Origin of the sequence: Pseudomonas putida, from assembly GCF_001941965.1 — a bacterium.
GTDB classification, from domain to species: Bacteria; Pseudomonadota; Gammaproteobacteria; order Pseudomonadales; family Pseudomonadaceae; genus Aquipseudomonas; species Aquipseudomonas putida_L.
The window spans coordinates 1-25,331 of the sequence record NZ_MKZO01000018.1 but is presented as its reverse complement, the minus strand read 5'-3'; the positions used below and the strand labels follow the sequence as shown (position 1 = coordinate 25,331).

Annotated in this window: 21 protein-coding genes; 3 read left to right on the top strand and 18 right to left on the bottom strand. The window is 62.9% G+C overall.

Annotated elements, in window-relative coordinates; translation table 11 throughout:
• Positions 1 to 2: 2 nt before the first annotated feature.
• From nuoH to PSEMO_RS11585, 17 genes are all read right to left on the bottom strand, one after another.
• On the bottom strand, positions 3 to 1,010 hold the full coding sequence (gene nuoH / locus PSEMO_RS11665) for an NADH-quinone oxidoreductase subunit NuoH (protein WP_075803227.1): 1,008 nt from the start codon (positions 1,008 to 1,010) through the stop codon (positions 3 to 5).
• Positions 1,007 to 3,721, bottom strand: coding sequence for an NADH-quinone oxidoreductase subunit NuoG (gene nuoG, locus PSEMO_RS11660; RefSeq protein ID WP_075803226.1), 2,715 nt, complete (start codon positions 3,719 to 3,721; stop codon positions 1,007 to 1,009). Before nuoG ends, nuoH begins: the two co-directional genes overlap by 4 nt.
• A 133-nt stretch (positions 3,722 to 3,854) precedes the next feature.
• Entirely contained in the window at positions 3,855 to 5,219 is a 1,365-nt protein-coding gene (gene nuoF, locus PSEMO_RS11655; RefSeq protein ID WP_075803225.1) for an NADH-quinone oxidoreductase subunit NuoF, read from the bottom strand.
• Complete coding sequence (gene nuoE / locus PSEMO_RS11650) at positions 5,216 to 5,713, bottom strand: NADH-quinone oxidoreductase subunit NuoE (protein WP_075803224.1); 498 nt, start codon at positions 5,711 to 5,713, stop codon at positions 5,216 to 5,218. The genes nuoF and nuoE overlap by 4 nt, the downstream gene beginning before the upstream one ends.
• Positions 5,714 to 5,715: 2 nt before the next feature.
• Positions 5,716 to 7,497, bottom strand: coding sequence for an NADH-quinone oxidoreductase subunit C/D (gene nuoC / locus PSEMO_RS11645; RefSeq protein WP_075803223.1), 1,782 nt, complete (start codon positions 7,495 to 7,497; stop codon positions 5,716 to 5,718).
• 77 nt (positions 7,498 to 7,574) lie between these two features.
• A complete protein-coding gene (locus tag PSEMO_RS11640; RefSeq protein WP_075803222.1) occupies positions 7,575 to 8,252 on the bottom strand; it encodes an NADH-quinone oxidoreductase subunit B in 678 nt (225 codons plus the stop codon).
• Positions 8,253 to 8,262: 10 nt separating this feature from the next.
• Positions 8,263 to 8,676 (bottom strand): NADH-quinone oxidoreductase subunit A, encoded by a 414-nt coding sequence (locus tag PSEMO_RS11635; protein WP_009400986.1) that lies wholly within the window; start codon positions 8,674 to 8,676, stop codon positions 8,263 to 8,265.
• Positions 8,677 to 9,032: 356 nt separating this feature from the next.
• Complete coding sequence (locus tag PSEMO_RS11630; RefSeq protein WP_075803221.1) at positions 9,033 to 9,695, bottom strand: lysoplasmalogenase; 663 nt, start codon at positions 9,693 to 9,695, stop codon at positions 9,033 to 9,035.
• A gap of 120 nt (positions 9,696 to 9,815) precedes the next feature.
• A complete protein-coding gene (gene aceA / locus PSEMO_RS11625; protein WP_075803220.1) occupies positions 9,816 to 11,141 on the bottom strand; it encodes an isocitrate lyase in 1,326 nt (441 codons plus the stop codon).
• 529 nt (positions 11,142 to 11,670) lie between these two features.
• The gene (locus PSEMO_RS11620) at positions 11,671 to 12,435 is read right to left on the bottom strand and encodes a secretin N-terminal domain-containing protein (protein ID WP_075803219.1); all 765 of its coding nucleotides are present in this window, start codon (positions 12,433 to 12,435) and stop codon (positions 11,671 to 11,673) included.
• A gap of 168 nt (positions 12,436 to 12,603) precedes the next feature.
• Positions 12,604 to 13,035, bottom strand: coding sequence for a GNAT family N-acetyltransferase (locus tag PSEMO_RS11615; RefSeq protein ID WP_075803218.1), 432 nt, complete (start codon positions 13,033 to 13,035; stop codon positions 12,604 to 12,606).
• Entirely contained in the window at positions 13,028 to 14,197 is a 1,170-nt protein-coding gene (locus PSEMO_RS11610) for a ribosomal protein uL16 3-hydroxylase (protein WP_075803217.1), read from the bottom strand. Before PSEMO_RS11610 ends, PSEMO_RS11615 begins: the two co-directional genes overlap by 8 nt.
• 82 nt (positions 14,198 to 14,279) lie before the next feature.
• Positions 14,280 to 15,650 carry an adenylosuccinate lyase gene (gene purB, locus PSEMO_RS11605; protein ID WP_075803216.1) on the bottom strand — a complete coding sequence of 457 codons (1,371 nt, stop codon included), beginning with the start codon at positions 15,648 to 15,650 and terminating at the stop codon, positions 14,280 to 14,282.
• A gap of 89 nt (positions 15,651 to 15,739) precedes the next feature.
• Positions 15,740 to 16,360: a high frequency lysogenization protein HflD gene (hflD, locus tag PSEMO_RS11600; protein WP_075803215.1), complete on the bottom strand. Its 621-nt coding sequence runs from the start codon at positions 16,358 to 16,360 to the stop codon at positions 15,740 to 15,742.
• Positions 16,357 to 17,481, bottom strand: a complete 1,125-nt coding sequence (gene mnmA / locus PSEMO_RS11595) for a tRNA 2-thiouridine(34) synthase MnmA (protein WP_075803214.1) — start codon at positions 17,479 to 17,481, stop codon at positions 16,357 to 16,359. The genes hflD and mnmA overlap by 4 nt, the downstream gene beginning before the upstream one ends.
• A 71-nt stretch (positions 17,482 to 17,552) precedes the next feature.
• A complete protein-coding gene (locus PSEMO_RS11590; RefSeq protein WP_075803213.1) occupies positions 17,553 to 17,993 on the bottom strand; it encodes an NUDIX hydrolase in 441 nt (146 codons plus the stop codon).
• A 204-nt stretch (positions 17,994 to 18,197) separates the two neighbouring features.
• Positions 18,198 to 20,423 carry an NADP-dependent isocitrate dehydrogenase gene (locus PSEMO_RS11585; RefSeq protein ID WP_075803212.1) on the bottom strand — a complete coding sequence of 742 codons (2,226 nt, stop codon included), beginning with the start codon at positions 20,421 to 20,423 and terminating at the stop codon, positions 18,198 to 18,200.
• A gap of 416 nt (positions 20,424 to 20,839) precedes the next feature.
• On the opposite strand from PSEMO_RS11585, the gene icd reads away from it, so the two are divergent.
• Complete coding sequence (gene icd, locus PSEMO_RS11580; protein WP_075803211.1) at positions 20,840 to 22,096, top strand: NADP-dependent isocitrate dehydrogenase; 1,257 nt, start codon at positions 20,840 to 20,842, stop codon at positions 22,094 to 22,096.
• A 60-nt stretch (positions 22,097 to 22,156) separates the two neighbouring features.
• Here the strand turns inward: icd and cspD are convergent, their stop codons facing one another.
• Positions 22,157 to 22,408: a cold shock domain-containing protein CspD gene (gene cspD / locus PSEMO_RS11575; protein WP_075803302.1), complete on the bottom strand. Its 252-nt coding sequence runs from the start codon at positions 22,406 to 22,408 to the stop codon at positions 22,157 to 22,159.
• A gap of 228 nt (positions 22,409 to 22,636) precedes the next feature.
• Here cspD and clpS point away from each other — a divergent pair, with 228 nt between their 5' ends.
• Both clpS and clpA read left to right on the top strand, forming a co-directional pair.
• On the top strand, positions 22,637 to 22,999 hold the full coding sequence (gene clpS, locus PSEMO_RS11570) for an ATP-dependent Clp protease adapter ClpS (protein WP_009400967.1): 363 nt from the start codon (positions 22,637 to 22,639) through the stop codon (positions 22,997 to 22,999).
• A gap of 30 nt (positions 23,000 to 23,029) precedes the next feature.
• Positions 23,030 to 25,300: an ATP-dependent Clp protease ATP-binding subunit ClpA gene (gene clpA / locus PSEMO_RS11565; protein WP_075803210.1), complete on the top strand. Its 2,271-nt coding sequence runs from the start codon at positions 23,030 to 23,032 to the stop codon at positions 25,298 to 25,300.
• Positions 25,301 to 25,331 lie beyond the last annotated feature (31 nt).

The window sequence follows — 25,331 nt, the reverse complement described above, 5'->3', positions numbered from 1 at the left end:
CCTCACTGGGCCGCAACAGCTGGCGTGTTGAGCAACACGATCGCAGCGGTCACCAGCAAATTGATCAGGGTCAGCGGCAGGCAGAACTTCCAGCTGAAGTCCATCACCTGGTCATAGCGCGGGCGCGGGATCGAGGCGCGCAGCAGGATGAACAGCATGATGAAGAAACCGGTTTTCAGGGCGAACCACAGGAACGGAACCTGCGGCAGCAGATCGAACGGACCGTGCCAGCCACCGAAGAACAGGGTTACCAGCAGCGCCGACACCAGGATGATGCCGATGTACTCGCCGACGAAGAACATGCCCCATTTCATGCCGGCATACTCGATGTGGTAGCCGTCGGCCAGTTCCTGTTCCGCTTCCGGCTGGTCGAAGGGGTGACGGTGAGTCACGGCCACGCCAGCGATGAAGAAGGTACAGAAGCCGAAGAACTGCGGAATGATGAACCACAGGTTCTGCGCCTGGTACTCGACGATGTCGCGCATGTTGAACGAGCCGACCTGGACCACCACGCCCATCAGCGCCAGGCCCATGAACACTTCATAGGACACGGTCTGGGCCGAGGCCCGCAGGCTGCCGAGCAGGGCGTACTTGTTGTTCGACGACCAGCCGGCGAAGAGCACGGCGTAGACCGACAGACCGGCCATGGCGAAGAAGAACAGCAGGCCGATGTTCAGGTCCGCGACACCCCAGGTCGGGGTGATCGGGATGACCACGAAGGCGATCAGCAGGGCGCTCATCGCCACCACGGGTGCCAGGGTGAAGATCATCCGGTCGACGAAGGGCGGGTTCCAGTCTTCCTTGAAGAACATCTTCAGCATGTCGGCAGCGATCTGGAACATGCCGAACGGGCCGACGCGGTTCGGACCATAGCGGTCCTGCCACCAGCCCAGCAGGCGCCGCTCGACGAAGCTGAGCAGCGCGCCGCAGACCACCACCGCCAGCAGGACCACAACGGCCTTGACGACGGCGATGATCACATCGATCACTTCGGGGGTGAACCAGGTCATTGTGCTGCCTCCTGCAGGCCTTCGACGGATGCACCGAAGATGGCGGGCGGAATACCGGCCAGGCCTTTCGGCAGGGCAACCAGGCCAGCGCCCAGTTCTTCATTGATACGCAGCGGCAGGCGCAGGGTCTGGCCGGCAACGTTCAGGCTGAGCAGGGCGCCTTCGTTGACGCCCAGGCGGTCGGCTTCCGACTTGGCCAGCGCGACGTAAGGCTGCGGGATGCGCTCTTGCACCGGGGCGGCGCGGGAGGAGTTTTCCTCGCTGCCGAACAGGTGGTAGAACGGCACGGCCTGCCAGGTGCCACGGGCCGGGGCGAAGGCCGCCGGGACGCTGGCGAACCAGTTCAGGCGATCGCCTTGGGACTCGATCAGGCGGGTGCCCGGGTCGCCTGCACGCAGGTGACCACCGACCTCGTCCTGGAACTTGTTCCAGGCTTGCGGCGAGTTCCAGCCCGGCGACCAGGCGAACGGCACTTGCGAGCGCGGTTCGGCGGAGCCCGAGTAACCTTCCATGGAGAAGGCGAACGCGGTGTCCTGGTCCTGCGGGGTACGCGGCTCGTGCACGCTGATATTGGCGCGCATGGCAGTACGACCGGAGTAGCGCAGTGGCTCACGGGCGAGTTTCATGCCCTTGATGCGGAACGCGGCGGACGGTGCGGCATCGACGATGCCGGCCAGTTGCGGGGCAACGGTGGCGCAGGCGCTGGTGACGTGGTCCAGTTGGGTCCAGTCCACCGGCTTGTTCAGCAGGGTCGCACGCAGGGCGTGCAGCCAGCGCCAGCCTTCGTGAACCAGGATGCTGCTGTCCAGGTAGGTCGGATCGAACACCTGGAAGAAGCGCTGGGCACGGCCTTCCTGGCTGACCAGGGTGCCGTCGCCTTCGGCGAAGGAAGCCGCCGGCAGGACCAGGTGGGCGCGGTCGGTGGTCGCGGTCTTCGAGTGATCGGCAACGATGATCACCTTGGCGGCGGCGAAGGCGGCATCGACCTTGGCAGCCGGTACGCGGCTGTACAGGTCGTTTTCCAGGACGACGATGGCGTCGGCCTTGCCGCAGATCACTGCGTCCAGGGCGGCGTCGACGGAATCACCACCGAACATGGCCATGCCGATGCTGTTGGCTTCCGGGACCACCAGGCTGAGTGAGCCGGCTTTCTCGCGCAGCTTCAGGGCCTTGGCGATGTTGGCAGCCGCTTCGATCAGGGCTTTGGAGCCGAGGGAGCCACCGGACACGATCAGCGGACGCTTGGCGGCGATCAGGGCATCGGCGATGCGCTTGGCCAGCTCGGCAGCTTCGCTGTCCAGGCCTTCGACGGCAGGGGCGCTCGGGTCGATGGCGTGGGCCACGGCGAAACCGATGCGGGCCAGGTCGTCTGGCGCTGCGTGTACGCACTCTTCGGCGACGTCATCCAGCTTGGTCTCGGCCAGGCTGGCGATGAACAGCGGGTACAGGGCGTGCTGGCCGATGTTCTTCACCGCGGCGTCGAGCCACGGCTGGACCTTCATCGCTTCGGCCATGGCCTCGGCCTTGCCCTTGGTGGCCTGGCGCACGGCCAGGGCGACGCGGGCAGCGGTCTGGGTCAGGTCTTCACCGAGGACGAACACGGCGTCGTGGTCTTCGATGTCGCGCAGGGTCGGCACCGGCAGCGGGCTGTCGTTCAGCACCTGCAGGACCAGGCGCACGCGCTCCAGCTCGGCCGCTTCCATACCGGAGTAGAAGTGCTCGGCACCGACCAGCTCGCGCAGGCCGTAGTTGCTTTCCAGGCTGGCGCGGGGCGAACCGATACCGACGATGTTACGGCCGCGCAGCAGGTCGGCGGCCTTGTCCAGGGCGGCGTCCAGGCTGAGCTTGGAGCCGTCGGCCAGCAGCGGCTGGCGTGGGCGGTCGGCGCGGTTGACGTAGCCATAGCCGAAACGGCCACGGTCGCACAGGAAGTACTGGTTCACCGAGCCGTTGAAGCGGTTCTCGATGCGACGCAGTTCACCGTAGCGCTCGCCCGGGCTGATGTTGCAACCGCTGGAGCAGCCATGGCAGATGCTCGGGGCGAACTGCATGTCCCATTTACGGTTGTAGCGTTCGGAGTGGGTCTTGTCGGTGAACACACCGGTCGGGCAGACCTCGGTCAGGTTGCCGGAGAATTCGCTCTCCAGGGCACCGTCCTCGACGCGGCCGAAATAGACGTTGTCGTGGGCACCGTAGACGCCCAGGTCGGTACCGCCGGCGTAGTCCTTGTAGTAACGCACGCAGCGATAGCAGGCGATGCAGCGGTTCATCTCGTGGGCGATGAACGGGCCGAGCTCCTGGTTCTGGTGGGTACGCTTGGTGAAACGGTAGCGGCGCTCGTTGTGGCCGGTCATTACCGTCATGTCTTGCAGGTGGCAGTGACCGCCTTCCTCGCAGACCGGGCAGTCGTGCGGGTGGTTGGTCATCAGCCATTCGACGACGCTGGCGCGGAACGCCTTGGACTCTTCGTCCTCGATGGAAATCCAGGTGCCGTCGGAGGCAGGGGTCATGCAGGACATGACGATGCGACCACGGGTGTCGTTCTCGTCGGTGTACTGCTTGACCGCACACTGCCGGCAGGCGCCGACGCTACCGAGCGCCGGGTGCCAGCAGAAATAAGGGATGTCGAGGCCGAGCGACAGACAGGCCTGTAACAGGTTGTCTGCACCGTTGACTTCGAGCGCTTTGCCGTCTACGTGGATAGTGGCCATGGTTCAAAGTTCTTCGTTGGCCCGCGTGAGCGGGTGTGGCTAATGGAAATCGGTGTGCCCGCGGCTCGCGCGAATCATTCGGGCGAGCCTGCGTGGCTGGCGGGCGGCACGGACCACCCGCTTTTTCATCTTCTTATGCGCCGACCACAATCGGCTGCGCCAGGTTCGGGCGCAGGGTTTCACCACCAGGATTGGCGGCGACACCGGCCTCGAACTCGGAGCGGAAGTATTTGATGGCACTGCCCAGCGGCTCGACGGCACCTGGTGCGTGAGCACAGAAGGTACGGCCAGGGCCGAGGAAGTTGACCAGCTGCAGCAGGGTGTCGATGTCCTCGCGCTTGCCCTGGCCTTTTTCCAGGGCGCGCAGCATCTTCACGCTCCATGGCAGGCCGTCGCGGCACGGGGTGCACCAGCCGCAGGATTCGCGGGCGAAGAACTCTTCCATGTTGCGCAGCAGCGAGACCATGCTGATGCTGTCGTCCACCGCCATGGCCAGGCCGGTACCCATCCGGGTGCCCACCTTGGCGATGCCGCCGGCGTACATTTGTGCGTCCAGGTGCTCGGGGAGCAGGAAGCCGGTACCGGCGCCGCCTGGCTGCCAGCACTTGAGCTTGAAGCCGTCGCGCATGCCGCCGGCGTAGTCTTCGAACAGCTCGCGGGCGGTGACGCCGAACGGCAGTTCCCACAGGCCCGGGTTCTTCACCTTGCCGGAGAAGCCCATCAGCTTGGTGCCGTGGTCTTCGCTGCCTTCACGGGCCAGCGACTTGTACCAGTCGACGCCGTTGGCGACGATCGCCGGGACGTTGCACAGGGTCTCGACGTTGTTCACGCAGGTCGGCTTGCCCCAGACGCCGACGGCGGCAGGGAAGGGCGGCTTGGAGCGCGGGTTGGCGCGGCGGCCTTCCAGCGAGTTGATCAGCGCGGTTTCTTCACCGCAGATGTAGCGGCCGGCACCGGTGTGCACGAACAGCTCGAAATCGAAGCCGCTGCCGAGGATGTTCTTGCCCAGCAGGCCGGCGGCCTTGGCTTCATCGATGGCGCGGTTCAGGTTGCGGGCGGCGGTGGTGTACTCGCCGCGCAGGAAGATGTAGCCACGGTAGGCCTTGAGGGCGCGGGCGCTGATCAGCATGCCCTCGACCAGCAGATGGGGCTGTTGCTCCATCAGCATGCGGTCCTTCCAGGTGTTCGGCTCCATTTCGTCCGCGTTGCACAGCAGGTAGCGGATGTTCATGGATTCGTCTTTCGGCATCAGGCCCCACTTCACGCCGGTGGGGAAGCCTGCGCCGCCACGGCCCTTGAGGCCGGAGTCCTTGACGGTCTGGACGATCTCGTCCTGGGACAGCTGGGCCAGGGCGGTACGCGCGGCGGCGTAGCCGTTCTTGGCCTGGTACTCGTCGAGCCATACCGGCTCGCCGTCGTCACGCAGGCGCCAGGTCAGCGGGTGGGTCTCGGCGCTGCGCGCGATGCGGTTGGCCGGGCCGAAGGAAGTGATGGTCATACGTAACCCTCCAGCAATTTGGCAACACCGGCCGGCTGCACGTCACCGAAGGTGTCGTCGTCGATCATCAGGGCCGGGGCCTTGTCGCAGTTGCCCAGGCAGCACACCGGCAGCAGGGTGAAGCGCCCGTCCGCGGTGGTCTGGCCGAGGCCGATGCCCAGCTCGCTCTGGATCTGGCCGACCACGGACTCGTGGCCGCCGATGTAGCAGACCATGCTGTCGCACACGCGGATGATGTGGCGGCCAACCGGCTGGCGGAAGATCTGGCTATAGAAGGTGGCCACGCCTTCGACGTCGCTGGCCGGAATGCCGAGGATCTCGCCGATGGCGTGGATGGCGCCGTCCGGCACCCAGCCGCGCTGTTTCTGGACGATCTTCAGGGCTTCGATGGACGCCGCGCGCGGGTCCTCGTAGTGATGCATCTCGTGCTCGATGGCCGAGCGCTCGGTTTCGCTCAGGGCGAAACGGTCGGTTTGGATAAGCGTGCTGTTCATGCTTAGCGGTCCACGTCAGCCATAACGAAGTCGATACTGCCCAGGTACGCGATGAGGTCCGCGACCATGCTGCCCTTGATCACCGAAGGGATCTGCTGCAGGTGCGGGTAGCTCGGCGTGCGAATCCGGGTGCGGTAGCTCATGGTGCCGCCGTCGCTCGTCAGGTAGTAACTGTTGATGCCCTTGGTCGCCTCGATCATCTGGAAGGATTCGTTGGCCGGCATGACCGGGCCCCACGAAACCTGCAGGAAGTGGGTGATCAGGGTTTCGATGTGCTGCAGGGTGCGCTCTTTCGGCGGCGGCGTGGTCAGCGGGTGATCCGCCTTGTACGGGCCTTCCGGCATGTTGCGCAGGCACTGGTCGATGATGCGGATACTCTGGCGCATCTCCTCGACACGGACCATGCAGCGATCGTAGGCATCGCCGTTGTGGGCCAGCGGTACTTCGAACTCGAAGTTCTCGTAGCCGGAGTAAGGACGCGCCTTGCGCAGGTCGAAATCGAGGCCGGTGGAACGCAGACCGGCACCGGTGACGCCCCAGGCCAGGGCTTCCTTGGTGTTGTACTGGGCAACGCCGATGGTGCGGCCCTTGAGGATGCTGTTCTGCAGGGCCGCCTTGGTGTACTCGTCAAGGCGCTTGGGCAGCCATTCGACGAAGTCCTTGACCAGCTTGTCCCAGCCGCGCGGCAGGTCGTGGGCGACGCCACCGATGCGGTACCAGGCCGGGTGCAGGCGGAAGCCGGTGATGGCCTCGATCACGGTGTAGGCGCGCTGGCGGTCGGTGAAGGTGAAGAACACCGGGGTCATGGCGCCGACGTCCTGGATATAGGTACCCAGGAACAGCAGGTGGCTGGTGATGCGGAAGAATTCGGCGAGCATCACGCGGATGGTGTCGACCTTCTGCGGCACCTTGATCCCGGCCAGCTTCTCGACTGCCAGTACGTACGGCAGGTTGTTCATCACGCCGCCGAGGTAGTCGATACGGTCGGTGTACGGGATGAAGCTGTGCCAGGACTGGCGCTCGGCCATTTTCTCGGCGCCACGGTGGTGGTAGCCGATGTCCGGGACGCAGTCGACGATCTCTTCGCCGTCCAGCTGCAGGACGATACGGAAGGCACCGTGGGCGGACGGGTGGTTAGGGCCGAGGTTGAGGAACATGTAGTCCTCGTTCGCGCCCTGGCGCTTCATGCCCCAGGCTTCCGGATTGAAGCGCGCGGCTTCTTCTTCCAGCTGCTGCTTGGCCAGGTTCAGGGTGAATGGGTCGAACTCGGTGGCACGGGCCGGGAAGTCCTTGCGCAGCGGGTGACCTTCCCAGGTCGGCGGCATCATGATCCGGGTCAGGTGCGGGTGGCCCGGGAAGTCGATGCCGAACATGTCCCAGACTTCGCGCTCGTACCAGTTGGCGTTCGGCCAGATACCGGTGACGGTCGGCACGCTCAGGTCGGTTTCGCTCAGCGAGACCTTGATCATCACGTCGCTGTTACGTTCCACCGAGAGCAGGTGGTAGAACACGGTGAAGTCGGCACCCGGCAGGCCGCGGCGCTGGGTGCGCAGGCGCTCGTCGACGCCGTGCAGGTCGTACAGCATGCTGTACGGCTTGGCGACGTTGCGCAGGAAGGTGAGGATCTCGATCAGGCGGGCGCGGCCAACCCACAGCACCGGCATGCCGGTACGGGTGTCCTGGGCGCTGAACGCCTCTGCGCCAAAACGGTTGTGCAGTTCGACGACCACATCCTGGTCGTCAGCCTTGTAAGGCGGAATATAAATAGCGGTGTCCGCTGTCATGGTCTCGGTCGCTTTCGGTCAACGTAGAGAATGAAGCCAGGCCGCCGGTTCCGGGGAACGGGCGGCAGGTCGCTGGATCAGACTTCGTCGGGGCTGCGCAGGTTGGTCACCTGCATGCGCTGTTCACGACGCAGATCTTTCTGGGCCGGCATCTCGGCGCGGTACACGCCTTGATCGCCAACCACCCAGGAAAGAGGGCGTCGCTCCTGGCCAATCGACTCCTGCAGAAGCATCAGGCCTTGCAGGAATGCTTCAGGGCGAGGCGGGCAGCCAGGTACGTAGACATCCACGGGGAGGAACTTGTCGACCCCCTGGACAACCGAGTAGATGTCGTACATGCCGCCGGAGTTGGCGCACGAACCCATGGAAATGACCCACTTCGGTTCCAGCATCTGCTCGTACAGGCGCTGGATGATCGGCGCCATCTTGATGAAGCAGGTGCCGGCGACGACCATGAAGTCGGCCTGACGCGGAGATGCCCGGATCACTTCGGCGCCGAAACGGGCGATGTCGTGCGGCGCGGTGAACGCCGTGGTCATCTCCACGTAGCAGCAGGACAGGCCGAAGTTGTATGGCCACAGGGAGTTCTTGCGACCCCAGTTGACCGCGCCACTGAGCACATCTTCGAGCTTGCCCATGAAGATGTTCTTGTGGACCTGGTCCTCTAGCAGTGAATCGGAGACGGTTTCCCGGTCTCCGATTGGATACTGCTCGTTGGGCGCATCCGGATCGATTCTGGTGAGATTGTATTGCATTGCCAAAGCCTCATTGTTTCAGCTTCGCTTGCCGCTTGCGACGACCCACGGGAGCCCAATCGAGCGCCCCGACCCGCCAAAGGTAGACAAGACCTGCCAACAGAATTGCTATGAAAACGAGAGCTTCGACGAATCCGGTCCAGCCGCTTTCGCGGACGGACACAGACCATGCAAAGAGAAAGAGGGCTTCGATATCGAAGATCACGAACAGCATCGCGACCAGATAGAATTTGGCCGACAGGCGCAGGCGGGCGCCGCCGGTAGGCAGCATGCCGGATTCGAACGGTTCGTTCTTGCTACGGCCCCAGGCCTTGCTACCGAGCAGGCTGGACAGGCCGAGCATGAAGGCGCAGAGGCCGACGACACCCAACAGGAAAATGGCGAAACCCCAGTTGTGGGCGATCAGTCCGGTCGAATCGGGCATGCTGGAAATCCTTAACAGAGCACGTGGTCTCTGAGCGTAAAAAGAGTGTAGAGCAGTGACGATATGTCGCAGCGGGATCTATCGCGCTGATTTTATGGGTAAAGCGGGTGTAAGTAAAATTCCCGAGGCAAATTTATTCGTAGGATTAAGAACAAAAATCGCTCGTAAGTGCCTGTAGCCCTTGTATTTCGGGGATTCGACGCGGTTTCGTTAATTATGTTTCTTGCAGGCTGTAAAGAATTGCAAGTTTCGAAATGATAATTGATATCATTTGGCGGTCGCTTGTTATTCCTACTGTTCGAGTCAACTAAGAAGTTCATCGCTTTTCTTCCTGCAAGTTATTTGCAACCTGCGTTCTAGACGCTTTTGTTCGCGGGCGTTGCGGCCTGGATCAAGGGTTGGGCAGATCGTTGCCGCTGCGCTGATCCGGCGATGGCCCACTGGCCCAGCCAGTAGAACAGGATGATCAGGTAAGGCGCGGCGGCGAACGGGCTGACGAAGCGGTCGATGCCGATCAGGCTGTCCGAGAGCACGAAGCTGGCGGCGCCCAGGGCGGCGAGGCCGGCGCAGGCCAGGGCGCGCCAGAGCATGGCGCTGATGACCAGGGCGTAGGCCGCCACCGGGATCAGCAGGTCGCCCAGGCCGTGCCAGGCCAGCAGGGTGAACAATCCGACGCCGCAGGCGGCTGCGACCAGCAGGGCGCCTGGAGCGAATGTGCGGGTTTCATCGAGGTAGGCGCGCAGGTAGGCCAGGTGGGCGCAGAAGAAGGCGGCCAGGCCGATGATGAACAGGTCGGCGGGCCAGGCCAGGGCCAGGTCACCGAGTATCGAGAAGCCGAGGCCGATCAGGATCCAGCGACGGTAGGTGCCCGCGGGAGCGCCGGCAAGCCAGATCATCAGCATTAATACCGGAACGGGCTTGGCTGCGAAGGCGAGCCACGGCTGGCCGCTGCCGGTTGCATATAGATAGAAGGCGCCGCCGATCAGGGCGAGGGCGCAGAGTGTCGCGGAGCGGGGCATGGCCGATCCTTGTCCGTTGCTGTGCGAGCAAGCATAGCCAAGGATGGAAAAGCTGCGGCCCGGAACCCCATCACAGGTTCCGGGCCGCAGGTGTCACCCGAAAGTCACCGATCGGTCAGATCAGTGGAACTGCTCTTCTTCGGTGGAGCCGGTGAGGGCGGTAACCGAAGATTTGCCACCCTGGATCACGGTGGTCATGTCGTCGAAGTAGCCGGTGCCGACTTCCTGCTGGTGGGCCACGAAGGTGTAGCCCTTCGAAGCGTCAGCGAATTCCTGCTCCTGCAGCTTGACGTAGGCGGTCATGTCGTTGCGGGCGTAGTCGTGCGCCAGGTTGAACATGCCATGCCACATGTTGTGGATGCCGGCCAGGGTGATGAACTGGTGCTTGTAGCCCATGGCCGACAGTTCGCGCTGGAACTTGGCGATGGTCGCGTCGTCCAGGTTCTTCTTCCAGTTGAAGGAAGGCGAGCAGTTGTAGGACAGGATCTGGTCCGGGTATTCCTTCTTGATCGCTTCGGCGAAGCGACGGGCTTCGTCCAGGTCCGGCTTGGCGGTTTCGCACCAGATCAGGTCGGCGTATGGCGCGTAGGCCAGGCCGCGGGCAATCGCCTGGTCCAGGCCGGCGCGGACTTTGTAGAAGCCTTCCGGAGTACGGTCGCCCACTACGAACGGCTGGTCGTACGGGTCGCAGTCGCTGGTCAGCAGGTCAGCGGCGTTGGCGTCGGTACGGGCCAGGATGATGGTCGGTACGCCGGCAACGTCGGCTGCCAGACGGGCAGCGGTCAGCTTCTGCACGGCTTCCTGGGTCGGAACCAGTACCTTGCCGCCCATGTGACCGCACTTCTTCACCGAAGCCAGCTGGTCTTCGAAGTGAACGCCGGCGGCGCCTGCTTCGATCATGTTCTTCATCAGCTCGTAGGCGTTCAGCACGCCGCCGAAACCGGCCTCGGCGTCAGCCACGATTGGCGCGAAGTAGTCGACGTAGCCTTCGTCGCCCGGGTTCTTGCCGGCTTTCCACTGGATCTGGTCGGCGCGACGGAACGAGTTGTTGATGCGCTTGACCACGGTTGGAACCGAATCCACCGGGTACAGCGACTGGTCGGGGTACATGGATTCTGCCGAGTTGTTGTCGGCAGCCACTTGCCAGCCGGACAGGTAGATGGCCTGGATGCCGGCCTTGACCTGTTGTACAGCCTGGCCGCCGGTCAGGGCGCCCATGCAGTTGACGAAATCTTTCTCAGGGCGGAAGGACGGGTGTGCGCCCTTGGTCACCAGGTTCCACAGTTTTTCCGCACCCAGGCGAGCCAGGGTGTGCTCTGGCTGGATCGAACCACGCAGACGGACGACATCGGCAGCGGTGTAGGTACGGGTCACGCCTTTCCAGCGCGGGTTCTCGGCCCAGTCTTTTTCGAGGGCTGCAATTTGCTGTTCGCGTGTCAGTGCCATGGAAATAAACCTCGTCGCATAGGTCTTGGTGAAAAGAGTTCGCTCTGTCGGCTGCGCTGTGTCGTACAGGGGCAGCACCGAATGCTCGCGGCTCAGGGACGCGCTGGCGATGAAACAGTCTAGTCGGGCGAAATCGCGACGGTGAACGATGTGGGCTCGGAGGGGGAAGTGAGCAGGTGCGGGCGTCCGTCGGGCAGGTTGGCTCGTGGTTGCCGTGCTGCTTCGATCAGGGTGTGCCGTGTACCGTTTGATGCGCTTCCGTCCCTCGGGACAACCTCGTTCCAGTCGTGATCACGTCCAACGCGCCTTGTGGGCTGTACAGACACGAATCGGCCTCGGGGGTAGTTCGAAGCGCGACCCGAAGGCCCTTGCCAGGGCCCCTGATTAGCGGGAGCGGGGCCATCATGCCTCTGCGATTTGAGGTCGTCAAATGTTTTGTAGTGCTTTTTTCACTTCACTACATCTTTGGTCTAATACGACTCCTCAGTCAGTTTCAAGGCCGTTGGTCGAGGCCTTGATTTCCGTGGGTTCAGTCCAAAGCGTCGACTTTTACCCGTAAAGTCATGTTTTCACCGCGCTGGGTGGAGTAGGTGATGGCCGAGGCAGAGCGGTCGGCCTGGCTCTGCTGATTGAATCCGGCCAGGGTGATCCACTCGCCGAGCTTGCCGGTGACCTTCGTGTCGGTACTTTGTACTTTCACTACATCGGGACGTTCCTGGCTCATCCGGTCATTGTTGGTGCTGATGGCCAGGTGAACGGTTTCACCCGAGACGCTGGCGGTGACGTAGAAGCCCTGGGTGACGTTGCGGTATTCGGTCTGGCTCTGCAGGCGGCCGTAGGGGTCGGTCTGGGTGCTGGTGAGGGGCACGCTCTGGCCGATCTGGATCAGCGCCGGGGTGCCTTCGCTGGCCTGGATCTGTTGCAGGCCGCCTTCGCGGTTGGCGGTGCCGTAGCGGATGACCCGGCCGTTGCCGTGGTTGTCCTGGTAGTTGCTGTCGTCGTTGTCGACGCTGATCAGCAGGCGTTTCGGGGCGGTGTCCAGGTCACGAAGAAGGGTGCGAAGTTCGTCGATCTTGCCGGGTTCGGCCTTGACGATAAGCTTGTTCTCGAAGGCGCTGACGGTGCCGTCGCGGCCGATGAAGGCCTGGGCCGTCGGCAGGATTTCCGCGCTGGTGCGGTGGTTCAGGGGCAGGACTTCGGTGGCGGCGACAGCATTGAGGCTGAAGGCCAGAAGCAGGGAAGCGAGTAGGGGGCGTAGCGGCATGTCCATGATCTCCGCGGGTGGAGTGGACATGATGGCAAAGTTTCCAGTGATTGTGGTGACGCTGGCGCTGTAGGAGCGTGGCTTGCCCGCGAAGGACCGCGCTAGCGGTCCCAAAATATCACTGACCACACCATTTTGGGACCGCTGCGCGGTCCTTCGCGGGCAAGCCACGCTCCTACACGGGGTTTGTGTTGCCTGTTATAGCGGTTTCGAGTCGCGCACCATGTCTACATGAGGAATGCCTGCTTCCAGGAACTCCTCACTGACCACCCGGAACCCCAAACGCTCATAGAACGCCGTGGCATGCACCTGCGCCGTCAGCATCTGCTGGCTCAGGTCGCGGTTCTGCGCTTCGATGATCGCCGCCTGCATCAGCGCATCGCCGACTTTCAGGCCGCGCCAGTCCTTGAGCACGGAAACCCGGCCGATCTGTCCGTCCAGCAGCAGGCGGGCGGTGCCGATGGCGTAGTCGTCTTCCATGGCCAGGAAATGGATGGCTTCGTTGTCGTCCGAGTCCCATTCCAGCTCCGGCGGCACGTTCTGCTCGGCGATGAACACCGCCTCGCGAATGCGGCGGATATCCGCATTGTCCTTGTGCCAGTCGGCCAGACGGACCTTGATCTTATTCATTGGCGAACCCCAGGCTTCCTTGCTGGATCAACTGGCACACCAGTTCCAGGCCGTTTTCATCGCCGAGCCAGTCGCCAAGGTTCTCGGCGTGCAGCGCATCGGCAGAGCAGATCAGTTTCAGCAGCTCGCGCAGGTTGCCCGGCAGCAGACGGCTCTGGCCGCTGGCGAACAGCAGCAGGTTGTCGTCCACTTCCGACCAGGCCAGGCGCGCGCTCGGGTTGCGAATGATTATCGCGCCTTGCTCCAGGCTGTCGATCAGGTCTGCTTCGCTCAGCTCTTCGCCGCTGACCAGTTCCGGGTAGCGCGGCTCGGTCATGAACTGGCCGAACCAGGTCAGCAGCAGGCGCTCGTCGCCCATGTGCTCGTTGAGCAGGCTTTTCAGGCGGCCGAGGGCATCGTGCTGGATCTGGTGCGGATCGTCGCTGACCGGCTGGGCATCGGCGTCGCTGTAGCGCTCTTCGTCGGTAAGGAACTGGCCGAGGAAGTCGGTGAAGTGGGTCAGCACTTCGGCGGCGCTCGGGGCGCGGAAGCCGACCGAGTAGGTCAGGCAGTTGTCTTCGGCGACGCCGTAGTGGGCCAGGCGCGGCGGCAGGTAGAGCATGTCGCCCGGTTCCAGGGTCCACTCGTCGCTCTGCTCGAAGTCGGCGAGGATGCGCAGGTCAGGGTGCTCCAGCAGCGGGCTGTCGCTGTTGCACATCTGTCCGACTTTCCAGTTGCGCTTGCCCTGGCCCTGGAGCAGGAACACGTCGTAGTTGTCGAAGTGCGGACCAACGCTGCCGCCCGGGGTGGCGAAGCTGATCATCACGTCGTCGATGCGCCAGCTCGGCAGGAAGCGGAAGTGCTCCAGCAGTTCGCCGACTTCCGGAACGAACTGGTCGACCGATTGCACCAGCAGGGTCCAGTCACGCTCCGGCAGGCTGCCGAAGGTTTCTTCGGTGAACGGGCCGCGGCGCAGTTCCCACGGGGTTTCACCGTGTTCCAGGACCAGGCGCGACTCGACTTCTTCTTCCAGGGCGAGGCCGGCCAGTTCGTCGGCATCGATAGGGCTTTCGAAATCGGTAAAGGCCTGACGGACCAGCAACGGTTTTTTCTGCCAGTAGTCGCGCATGAACTGGCGCGCAGTCAAACCGCCGAGAAGTTGCAGTGGGATATCAGGATTCATGATTAACCTATTGAAAAAAGACAATTTTCTTTCAGGAATAAAAACGCCCGGCTCGGCCGGGCGTTAAAACGCGGGTCGCGGATCAGACGCGCTTGGCTTGCTCTGCAGCGTTGCCGATGTAGTTGGCAGGGGTCAGCTTCTTCAGCTCTTCACGAGCGTCGGCAGGCATGTCCAGGCCTTCGATGAAAGTCTGCAGTGCTTCCGGGCTGATGCCCTTGCCACGAGTCAGCTCCTTGAGCTTCTCGTAGGGGTTTTCGATGTTGTAGCGGCGCATGACGGTCTGGATCGGCTCGGCCAGGACTTCCCAGCAGGCGTCCAGGTCGTCGGCGATGCGCGCGGTGTTGATTTCCAGCTTGCCGATGCCTTTCAGGCTGGCTTCGTAGGCGATCACGCTGTGGGCGAAGCCGACACCGAGGTTGCGCAGCACGGTGGAGTCGGTCAGGTCGCGCTGCCAGCGCGAAACCGGCAGTTTGCTGGCCAGGTGCTGGAACAGCGCGTTGGCGATGCCCAGGTTGCCTTCGGAGTTCTCGAAGTCGATCGGGTTGACCTTGTGCGGCATGGTCGAGGAGCCGATTTCGCCGGCAACGGTCTTCTGCTTGAAGTAGCCCAGCGAGATGTAGCCCCAGACGTCACGGTCGAAGTCGATGAGGATGGTGTTGAAGCGGGCGATGGCGTCGAACAGCTCGGCGATGTAGTCGTGCGGCTCGATCTGCGTGGTGTACGGGTTGAACACCAGGCCCAGTTCGTCTTCGATGAAGGCGCGGGCGTTGGCTTCCCAGTCGATCTGCGGGTAGGCCGACAGGTGGGCGTTGTAGTTGCCCACGGCGCCGTTGATCTTGCCCAGCAGTGGCACGGCGGCAACCTGGGCGATCTGGCGCTCCAGGCGGTACACGACGTTGGCCAGTTCCTTGCCCAGGGTGGTCGGCGAAGCCGGCTGGCCGTGGGTGCGCGACAGCATCGGCACTTCGGCGAAGCGGTGGGCCAGCTCGCGGATCGACTGGGCGATCTGGCGCATCAGCGGCAGCAGCACGGTGTCGCGGCCTTCGCGCAGCATCAGGGCGTGGGACAGGTTGTTGATGTCCTCGCTGGTGCAGGCGAAGTGGATGAATTCGCTGACCTTGGCCAGTTCCGGCAGCTTCGCGGCCTGCTCCTTGAGCAGGTACTCGATGGCCTTGACGTCGTGGTTGGTGGTGCGCTCGATCTCTTTGACGCGCTCGGCGTGCTCGAGGGCGAACTCATTGGCCAGACCGTCCAGCAGGGCATTGGCTTCGGCGGAGAAGGCCGGGACTTCGGCGATCTGCGGGTGGGAAGCCAGGCGCTGCAGCCAGCGGACTTCGACCAGGGCGCGGAAACGGATCAGGCCGTATTCGCTGAAAATGGGGCGCAAGGCCTGGGTTTTGCCGGCGTAGCGGCCGTCTACAGGGGAAACCGCAGTGAGCGAGGAGAGCTGCATGGGGTGTTCTCGGACAGTCAGGCTTTTAAGAGGGCGCATATCATACATGAAAAATGCGCCCGGGTCGGGTGGCTGACAAAAGGTATTTGTCAGCCGCGAAGCATTGGATAGAGCTCGCGCAACAGCTTGCGGCGGCTGAACACCAGCTGCCAGCGGTGCCCGCCGAGCTGGCGCCAGAGGCGCGCGGCACGGATCCCGGCCAGGAGCAGGGCGCGGATCTTCGAAGCGTTGTTGGTCTGCTGCAGGTGGCGCATGTCGCCGTGGACCTGGATGCGCTGGCGCAGGGTGCTCAACGTATCCTGGTACAGCGCCCCGCTCGACGCGATGACGTTTTCGTGAACCAGGCCGAAATGGTCGGCCTGGGACTGGATCTGCGGCAGGCGGTTGCCGATGGTTTCCAGCATGTCGCCACGCTTGGCCAACTGGCGCTCCAGGCCGAGCATCGACAGGGCGTAGCGCAGCGGCTCGCGCTGCAGGCTGCCGGGGTCGCGCTCCAGGGCGCTGGCCAGGGCGCGGTAGCCGTCGCGCAGGTTGAGGTCGTCGCCGCCGAAGACTTCCAGGGTGTCCTTGGGGTCGCGGACCAGCAGGCTGCCGAGCATGCAGCCGACGTCGGCCTCGCTGACCGAGCCGGTGCGGGCGATGCGGTCCACCAGCACGGCGGCCTGGAACACGCCGCCGAGGGCAATCAATTGCTCCTGGGTCTGGTTCATCCGCGCGGGCTCCACGGCTCGGCGATCTCGATCACGCCGCCGCCGAGGCAGACCTCACCGTCGTAGAACACCACGGACTGGCCGGGGGTGACCGCACGCTGCGGCTCGTCGAAGATCGCGCGGTAGCCGGTTTCGGTGCGCTCCAGGGTGCAATCCTGGTCGCTCTGGCGGTAGCGCACCTTGGCGGTCAGGCGGCGCGGCGCGGACAGGTCGACCGGGTTGACCCAGAAGATGTCCGAGGCGAGCAGGGCGCGGGAGAACAGCCATGGGTGTTCATTGCCCTGGCCGACCACCAGCACATTGCGCGCGAGGTCCTTTTCCAGCACGTACCACGGCTCGTCGCCGGCGTCCTTGAGACCCCCGATGCCGAGGCCCTGGCGCTGGCCGATGGTGTGGTACATCAGGCCATGGTGGCGACCGATGACTTCGCCTTCGGTGGTCTGGATCTCGCCCGGCTGGGCCGGCAGGTATTGCTTGAGGAAGTCGCTGAAGCGGCGCTGGCCGATAAAGCAGATGCCGGTGGAATCCTTCTTCTTCGCCGTCGCCAGGCCGTGTTTCTCGGCGATGGCGCGGACTTCCGGCTTCTCCAGCTCGCCCACCGGGAACAGGGTACGGGCGATCTGCTCGCCGCCGACGGCATGGAGGAAGTAGCTCTGGTCCTTGTTCGGGTCCAGGCCCTTGAGCAGTTCGGTGCGGCCGTCGATATCGCGGCGACGCACGTAGTGGCCGGTGGCGATCAGGTCGGCGCCGAGGGACAGGGCGTAGTCGAGGAACGCCTTGAACTTGATTTCCCGGTTGCAGAGGATGTCCGGATTCGGGGTGCGGCCGGCCTTGTATTCCTCGAGGAAATGTTCGAAGACGTTATCCCAGTACTCGGCGGCGAAGTTGGCGGTGTGCAGCTTGATGCCGATGCGGTCGCACACGGCCTGGGCGTCGGCCAGGTCTTCGCGGGCGGTGCAGTATTCGGTGCCGTCGTCCTCTTCCCAGTTCTTCATGAACAGGCCTTCCACCTGGTAGCCCTGCTCCATGAGCAGGACGGCGGAAACGGAAGAGTCCACGCCGCCGGACATGCCGACGATGACGCGCGTCTTTTCGGGAGCGGGAAGAGCTGTTTCGGACATAGGTATGGGATGCGTATCTGGAAAAAGACGACGATTCTATCAGGCTGCGTCCTGCAAGGCGAAAGGCGCGCTCAGTTGCGGATCAGATCCAGGCTGTGCAGCGGGCCGGCCAGGTAATCGTCGAGGCATTGTGGCACCAGTTCGCTGCGCCAGCGTTGCGGGTCGGCGAGCAGTTCTTCGCGGGTCAGCCAGACGGCGCGGACGATATCGCTGTCCAGGGCGCGCTCGGTGTGGTGCTTGACGGGTTTGGCGGCAAAACAGATGCGCTGGTAGGTCACGCCGTTGCTGGGGGCGGTGTAGAGGTAGATGCCGACCACGCCGGTCAGCTCGACGTCCCAGGCGGTCTCTTCCAGGGTTTCCCGCAGGGCGGCTTCGAGCAGGGTCTCGTTGGCTTCGAGGTGCCCGGCGGGCTGGTTGAAGACGTGCTTGCCGGCCTTGAACTCTTCGACGAAGAGGAAACGGCCCTGGTCTTCGACGACGGTGGCGACGGTGATGTGGGGTTGCCAGGTCATTTTGTATTCCTTGAGAGGGAGGTGTGGCTTGCAAAGAACCCTGTGGGAGCTGGCTTGCCAGCGATGAGGCCGGACCTGACAGCCTCTTGGTCAATGCCGGCCAAATCGCTGGCAAGCCAGCTCCCACAGGGTTCAGCGTGCAGCTGATATAAAAAACCCCGGTGCGTGGCCGGGGTTTTCCTTTATTGCTTCAAGCTGACGCTCTTACAGTGCGGCGATCGCGCTGTTGAAGGTCTGGCTTGGGCGCATCACCTTGCTGGTCAGCTCGACGTCGGTGAAGTAGTAACCACCGATTTCAGCTGGTTTGCCCTGCACGGCGTTGAGCTCGGCGACGATGGTCGCTTCGTTCTCGGCCAGTGCCTTGGCCAGCGGGGCGAAGCGTGCCTGCAGGGCAGCGTCTTCGGTTTGTGCAGCCAGTGCCTGGGCCCAGTACAGGGTCAGGTAGAAGTGGCTGCCGCGGTTGTCGATGCCGCCGACCTTGCGCGCAGGGGACTTGTTGCTGTCCAGGAACTGGCCGGTGGCCTGGTCCAGGGTGGCAGCCAGTACCTTGGCTTTCGGGTTGGCGTAGGCGTTGCCCAGGTGCTCCAGGGAAGCGGCCAGGGCGAGGAACTCACCCAGGGAGTCCCAGCGCAGGAAGTTTTCTTCGACCAGTTGCTGCACGTGCTTCGGCGCCGAACCGCCGGCGCCGGTTTCGAACAGGCCGCCGTTGTTCATCAGCGGGACGATCGACAGCATCTTGGCGCTGGTGCCCAGTTCCATGATCGGGAACAGGTCGGTCAGGTAGTCGCGCAGCACGTTGCCGGTGACCGAGATGGTGTCCTGGCCGGCGCGGATGCGCTCCAGGGAAACCTTCATCGCCTCGACCGGTGCCAGGACGCGGATGTCCAGGCCAGTGGTGTCGTGGTCCTTCAGGTAGGTCTGGACCTTCTCGATCAGCACGCCGTCATGGGCGCGTTGCGGGTCGAGCCAGAAGATCGCCGGGGTGGCGCTGGCACGAGCGCGGTTGACCGCGAGCTTGACCCAATCCTGGATCGGCGCGTCCTTGGTCTGGCACATGCGGAAGATGTCGCCCGCTTCCACTTCCTGTTGCAGCAGCAGGTTGCCCTTGCTGTCGAGGACGCGGATGGTGCCGTCGGCCTTGGCCTGGAAGGTCTTGTCGTGGGAGCCGTACTCTTCGGCTTTCTGTGCCATCAGGCCAACGTTCGGCACGCTGCCCATGGTGGTCGGATCGAAGGCACCGTTTTTCTTGCAGTCTTCGATGACGGCCTGGTAGATGGTGGCGTAGCAACGGTCCGGGATCAGCGCCTTGGTATCCTGCAGCTGGCCTTCGGTGTTCCACATCTTGCCCGAGTCACGGATCATCGCCGGCATCGAGGCGTCGACGATCACGTCGCTCGGTACGTGCAGGTTGGTGATGCCCTTGTCGGAGTTGACCATGGCCAGGGCCGGACGAACGGCGTAGACCGCCTTGATGTCGGCTTCGATCTGCGCCTGCTGGTCGGCTGGCAGGGTCTTGATGCGGGCGTACAGGTCGCCGATACCGTTGTTCAGGTTGAAACCGATCTGCTCCAGTACGGCAGCATGCTTGTTCAGCGCGTCAGCGTAGTACTCGGCAACGATCTGGCCGAACATGATCGGGTCGGAGACTTTCATCATGGTGGCTTTCAGGTGCGCCGACAGCAGCACGCCCTGGGCCTTGGCATCTTCGATCTCGGTGGCGACGAAGGCGCGCAGGGCCTTGGTGCTCATGACCGCGCAATCGATGATTTCGCCGGCTTTTACCGAAGTTTTCTCTTTCAGGACGGTAGTGGCGCCGTCCTTGCCCAGCAGTTCGATGCGCAGGCTGTCATCGGCTTCGATGAGGGCTGCTTTTTCGCTGCCGTAGAAGTCACCGCTGCTCATGTGGGCAACGTGGGACTTCGAGTCGGCGGCCCAGGCGCCCATCTTGTGCGGGTGCTTGCGCGCGTAGTTCTTGACCGACAGCGGGGCGCGGCGGTCGGAGTTGCCTTCGCGCAGGACCGGGTTCACGGCGCTGCCCTTGATGCGGTCGTAACGCGCCTTGGCTTCCTTCTCGGCATCGTTGCTCGCGGTGTCCGGGTAGTCCGGCACGTTGAAGCCCTTGCCTTGCAGCTCCTTGATCGCGGCCTTCAGTTGTGGAACCGAGGCGCTGATGTTCGGCAGCTTGATGATGTTGGCTTCGGGCGTGGTCGCCAGTTGGCCCAGTTCCGCCAGGTGATCGGCCACTTGCTTGTCGGCGCCGAGCTGTTCTGGGAAGGCGGAGAGGATGCGGCCGGCGAGAGAGATGTCCCGGGTTTCTACCGAGATCTCGGCGGTAGCGGTGAAGGCTTCGACGATAGGCAGCAGGGAGAAGGTGGCGAGGGCGGGCGCTTCGTCGGTGAAGGTGTAGATGATCTTCGAACGGGTGGACATATTCGGGTTAACTCTCTGTTTTGCTGAGCGTGCTCGGAATCTCGGTAGGGCGCGCAGGGTAAGCGCTTCGCTCAGACACATCCATAAGCGGAAAGTCGAGGATTCCAGGCTGTGATGGTGGGTTGCATCAGTCGAGTGTCAAACGGCTGCACTGCTGTAACAGTTCAGTCTTGTCGGGGCCGTGGGGCCTGTGGCGGTCGTCTCGCCCCCGAGTGACCCTTGGGTCACCGGCGCAGTATACCAATTCCTTGGTCCTAATCAGCAAGACGAACATGTCGGATGGCCATTTATAGACCAAAGATGTAGAGCTTTTTTCAGCTTCGTGACGGTTTTCCCCGTGAGGTTTCCGTTCTCCGCCAAGTGGGTTAGGCTCAGTGGATTGCATGACTTCAAACCAAGAAAAAGCGGAGTGCAGCATGGGATACCAGAAAATCGAGGTTCCGGCAGTCGGCGACAAAATCACCGTCAACGCAGACCATTCTCTCAATGTTCCAGACAATCCGATCATCCCGTTCATCGAGGGCGACGGCATCGGCGTCGATGTCACCCCGGTGATGATCAAGGTGGTCGACGCTGCGGTCGAGAAGGCCTACGGCGGCAAGCGCAAGATCTCCTGGATGGAGGTCTATGCCGGTGAGAAGGCCACCCAGGTCTACGACCAGGACACCTGGCTGCCCCAGGAAACCCTCGATGCAGTGAAGGATTACGTGGTTTCCATCAAAGGCCCGCTGACCACCCCGGTCGGTGGCGGTATCCGTTCCCTGAACGTGGCCCTGCGTCAGCAGCTCGATCTCTACGTCTGCCTGCGCCCGGTGGTGTGGTTCGACGGCGTGCCGAGCCCGGTGAAGAAGCCAGGCGATGTCGACATGGTGATCTTCCGCGAGAACTCCGAGGACATCTACGCCGGTATCGAGTGGAAGGCCGGTTCGCCCGAGGCCAACAAGGTCATCAAGTTCCTCAAGGAGGAAATGGGCGTCACCAAGATCCGCTTCGACCAGGATTGCGGTATCGGCGTCAAGCCGGTGTCGAAGGAAGGCACCCAGCGCCTGGTGCGCAAGGCCCTGCAATATGTCGTGGACAACGACCGCAAGTCGCTGACCATCGTGCATAAAGGCAACATCATGAAGTTCACCGAAGGCGCATTCAAGGACTGGGGCTACGAGATCGCCCGGGACGAATTCGGCGCCGAGCTGCTCGACGGCGGCCCGTGGATGAAGTTCAAGAACCCGAAGACCGGCCGCGAAGTCATCGTCAAGGACGCCATTGCCGACGCCATGCTCCAGCAGATCCTCCTGCGCCCGGCCGAATACGACGTGATCGCCACCCTCAATCTCAACGGTGACTACCTGTCCGACGCCCTGGCGGCAGAGGTGGGCGGTATCGGTATCGCGCCGGGCGCCAACCTGTCCGACACCGTGGCCATGTTCGAGGCGACCCACGGTACCGCGCCGAAATACGCTGGCAAGGACCAGGTCAACCCGGGCTCGGTGATTCTCTCCGCCGAAATGATGTTGCGCCACCTGGGCTGGACCGAGGCGGCGGACCTGATCATCAAGGGCACCAACGGTGCCATCCGCGCGAAGACCGTGACCTACGACTTCGAACGCCTGATGGATGGGGCGACGCTGGTCTCGTCTTCCGGCTTCGGCGAAGCGCTGATCAAGCACATGTAACGATTAAAGGCCCGCGTCAGTTAAATGAGGCGGGCCTTCATTCGTAAAGCCTGTTGAGACTCAAGCGTCTGCTGTGATGGCTGCGGCAGCCTTGGCCTCCACGGTGGCAGGCGCCGAGCGGATCTCTGTGGCGTGTAATCCCTTCGGGCCTTGAATGATTTCGAAAAGAACCGGCTGACCCGCTTTCAGCGTTTTATAGCCGTCCATCTGGATCGCCGAATAGTGTGCGAACAGGTCGTCGGTCTTTCCGTCTTCATTGATGAAGCCGTAACCCTTCGCATTGTTGAACCACTTGACTTTACCGCTTGCCATCCTCATATCCCTCTGCAAAGGACTCCATCACTGGAGTATCATCCACTCCATCCGCATACGAACCTGCGAAATTCCTGGTTGACTGCGCGGATCTAATTGACCACGGTGGGTTCTTATTGGTTGTAACACCGTTTTACCGATAGTCAAGGTCAGGCGACGGGCCGTAATCCGCGCCGTTCCAGCGGCCAACCCACAACCTTAACCTGTCGAAATGATGAAATTCTTTCCATGCATGCACATAGCCAGATTCGACTAACATTCAATCAGGATCGCCCGCAATCGCATGAGGACGATGGCTCCGGATTGGCGGTACAGGAAGCCAAGCCGGCGCTGCAGGCGCCACCGATGTACAAGGTGGTTTTGTTCAACGATGACTACACGCCGATGGATTTCGTCGTCGAAGTGCTCGAAGTGTTCTTTAACCTGAACCGCGAGCTGGCGACCAAGGTCATGCTGGCCGTCCATACCGAGGGACGGGCAGTCTGCGGATTGTTTACCCGCGACATCGCCGAAACCAAGGCCATGCAGGTCAACCAATACGCCAGGGAAAGCCAGCATCCGCTACTCTGTGAAATCGAGAAGGACGGTTAATCGCCGACCACTTGGGTATGAGGTGAAGCTATGTTAAACCGCGAGCTCGAAGTCACCCTCAATCTGGCCTTCAAGGAGGCGCGCTCGAAGCGTCATGAGTTCATGACCGTCGAGCACCTTCTGCTGGCATTGCTGGACAACGAGGCTGCCGCCACCGTTCTGCGGGCGTGCGGGGCGAATCTCGACAAGCTCAAACACGATCTGCAGGAGTTCATCGACTCCACCACGCCACTGATCCCCGTTCACGACGAGGACCGCGAAACCCAGCCGACCCTGGGCTTCCAGCGGGTGCTGCAGCGTGCCGTTTTCCATGTCCAGAGCTCCGGCAAGCGTGAAGTGACCGGCGCCAACGTACTGGTCGCCATTTTCAGCGAGCAGGAAAGCCAGGCGGTGTTCCTGCTCAAGCAGCAAAGCGTGGCTCGCATCGATGTGGTCAACTACATCGCCCACGGTATTTCCAAGGTTCCCGGCCACGGCGAACACCAGGAAGGCGAGCAGGAGATGCAGGACGAGGAGGGTGGTGAAACCTCGTCGTCGAGCAATCCGCTGGACGCCTATGCCAGCAACCTCAACGAACTGGCGCGCCAGGGGCGGATCGATCCGCTGGTGGGGCGTGAGGTCGAAGTCGAGCGCGTGGCGCAGATTCTCGCCCGTCGGCGCAAGAACAACCCGCTGCTGGTCGGTGAGGCCGGTGTCGGCAAGACTGCCATCGCCGAAGGCCTGGCCAAGCGCATCGTCGACGGCCAGGTGCCGGACCTGCTGTTCCACAGCGTGGTCTACTCCCTGGATCTCGGTGCCCTGCTCGCGGGCACCAAGTACCGCGGTGACTTCGAGAAGCGCTTCAAGGCGCTGCTGGGCGAGTTGCGCAAACGCCCGCAGGCGATCCTGTTCATCGACGAAATCCACACCATCATCGGTGCCGGCGCGGCATCGGGCGGGGTGATGGATGCGTCCAACCTGCTCAAGCCGCTGCTGTCCTCGGGTGATATCCGTTGCATCGGTTCGACCACCTTCCAGGAATTCCGCGGCATCTTCGAGAAGGATCGGGCCCTGGCCCGACGCTTCCAGAAGGTCGACGTCAGCGAGCCGTCGGTGGAAGACACCGTGGGTATCCTGCGCGGTCTGAAAGGTCGCTTCGAGTCGCACCACAGCATCGAATACAGCGATGAAGCCCTGCGCGCCGCTGCTGAACTGGCCGCACGCTATATCAATGACCGGCACATGCCGGACAAGGCCATCGACGTGATCGACGAAGCCGGCGCCTACCAGCGCCTGCAGCCGGTCGAAGCGCGGGTCAAGCGCATCGAAGTGCCGCAGGTCGAGGACATCGTTGCCAAGATCGCGCGCATTCCGCCAAAACACGTCACCAGTTCCGATAAAGAGCTGCTGCGTAACCTGGAGCGCGACCTGAAGCTGACCGTTTTCGGTCAGGATGCCGCCATTGATTCCCTGTCCACCGCCATCAAGCTGTCCCGTGCGGGGCTCAAGGCGCCGGACAAGCCGATCGGTTCCTTCCTGTTCTCCGGCCCGACCGGGGTGGGCAAGACCGAAGTGGCGCGGCAGTTGGCCAAGGCCCTGGGTGTGGAGCTGGTGCGCTTCGACATGTCCGAGTACATGGAGCGGCATACCGTTTCCCGTCTGATCGGCGCGCCTCCGGGCTATGTCGGTTTCGACCAGGGCGGTCTGCTGACCGAGGCGATCACCAAGCAGCCGCATTGCGTGTTGCTGCTCGATGAAATCGAGAAGGCCCACCCGGAAGTCTTCAACCTGCTACTGCAGGTGATGGACCACGGTACCCTGACCGACAACAACGGGCGCAAGGCGGACTTCCGCAACGTGATCCTGATCATGACCACCAACGCCGGCGCGGAAACTGCGGCGCGTGCCTCGATCGGCTTCACGCATCAGGATCACTCTTCCGACTCCATGGAAGTGATCAAGAAGAGCTTCACGCCGGAGTTCCGCAACCGTCTGGACACCATCATCCAGTTCGGCCGTCTCAGTCACGAAACCATCAAGAGCGTGGTGGACAAGTTCCTCACCGAGCTGCAGGCGCAACTGGAAGACAAGCGCGTCCTGCTCGAGGTCTCGGATGCGGCGCGTGGCTGGCTGGCGACCGGTGGTTACGATGTGTTGATGGGTGCACGGCCGATGGCCCGGCTTATCCAGGACAAGATCAAGCGGCCGCTGGCCGAGGAGATCCTGTTTGGCGAGCTGGCCGAGCATGGCGGTGTGGTCCACGTCGACATCCGCGATGGCGAACTGGTGTTCGACTTCGAAACCACGGCGGAGATGGCCTGACCGGAGATCTTGTGGGGGTAGGCTGGCCTCA

Coding starts and splice junctions, on each gene's coding strand:
- PSEMO_RS11590 (WP_075803213.1), bottom strand. CDS start 17,993: ATGACCTGGCAACCCCACATCACCGTCGCCACCGTCGTCGAAGACCAG.
- PSEMO_RS11630 (WP_075803221.1), bottom strand. CDS start 9,695: ATGCCCCGCTCCGCGACACTCTGCGCCCTCGCCCTGATCGGCGGCGCC.
- PSEMO_RS11585 (WP_075803212.1), bottom strand. CDS start 20,423: ATGTCCACCCGTTCGAAGATCATCTACACCTTCACCGACGAAGCGCCC.
- mnmA (WP_075803214.1), bottom strand. CDS start 17,481: ATGTCCGAAACAGCTCTTCCCGCTCCCGAAAAGACGCGCGTCATCGTC.
- icd (WP_075803211.1), top strand. CDS start 20,840: ATGGGATACCAGAAAATCGAGGTTCCGGCAGTCGGCGACAAAATCACC.
- clpS (WP_009400967.1), top strand. CDS start 22,637: ATGCATGCACATAGCCAGATTCGACTAACATTCAATCAGGATCGCCCG.
- nuoF (WP_075803225.1), bottom strand. CDS start 5,219: ATGACCATCACTTCCTTCGGCCCGGCCAACCGCATCGCGCGCAGCGCC.
- purB (WP_075803216.1), bottom strand. CDS start 15,650: ATGCAGCTCTCCTCGCTCACTGCGGTTTCCCCTGTAGACGGCCGCTAC.
- nuoH (WP_075803227.1), bottom strand. CDS start 1,010: ATGACCTGGTTCACCCCCGAAGTGATCGATGTGATCATCGCCGTCGTC.
- PSEMO_RS11620 (WP_075803219.1), bottom strand. CDS start 12,435: ATGTCCACTCCACCCGCGGAGATCATGGACATGCCGCTACGCCCCCTA.
- nuoG (WP_075803226.1), bottom strand. CDS start 3,721: ATGGCCACTATCCACGTAGACGGCAAAGCGCTCGAAGTCAACGGTGCA.
- PSEMO_RS11640 (WP_075803222.1), bottom strand. CDS start 8,252: ATGCAATACAATCTCACCAGAATCGATCCGGATGCGCCCAACGAGCAG.
- nuoC (WP_075803223.1), bottom strand. CDS start 7,497: ATGACAGCGGACACCGCTATTTATATTCCGCCTTACAAGGCTGACGAC.
- PSEMO_RS11615 (WP_075803218.1), bottom strand. CDS start 13,035: ATGAATAAGATCAAGGTCCGTCTGGCCGACTGGCACAAGGACAATGCG.
- PSEMO_RS11610 (WP_075803217.1), bottom strand. CDS start 14,197: ATGAATCCTGATATCCCACTGCAACTTCTCGGCGGTTTGACTGCGCGC.
- clpA (WP_075803210.1), top strand. CDS start 23,030: ATGTTAAACCGCGAGCTCGAAGTCACCCTCAATCTGGCCTTCAAGGAG.
- hflD (WP_075803215.1), bottom strand. CDS start 16,360: ATGAACCAGACCCAGGAGCAATTGATTGCCCTCGGCGGCGTGTTCCAG.
- PSEMO_RS11635 (WP_009400986.1), bottom strand. CDS start 8,676: ATGCCCGATTCGACCGGACTGATCGCCCACAACTGGGGTTTCGCCATT.
- nuoE (WP_075803224.1), bottom strand. CDS start 5,713: ATGAACAGCACGCTTATCCAAACCGACCGTTTCGCCCTGAGCGAAACC.
- cspD (WP_075803302.1), bottom strand. CDS start 22,408: ATGGCAAGCGGTAAAGTCAAGTGGTTCAACAATGCGAAGGGTTACGGC.
- aceA (WP_075803220.1), bottom strand. CDS start 11,141: ATGGCACTGACACGCGAACAGCAAATTGCAGCCCTCGAAAAAGACTGG.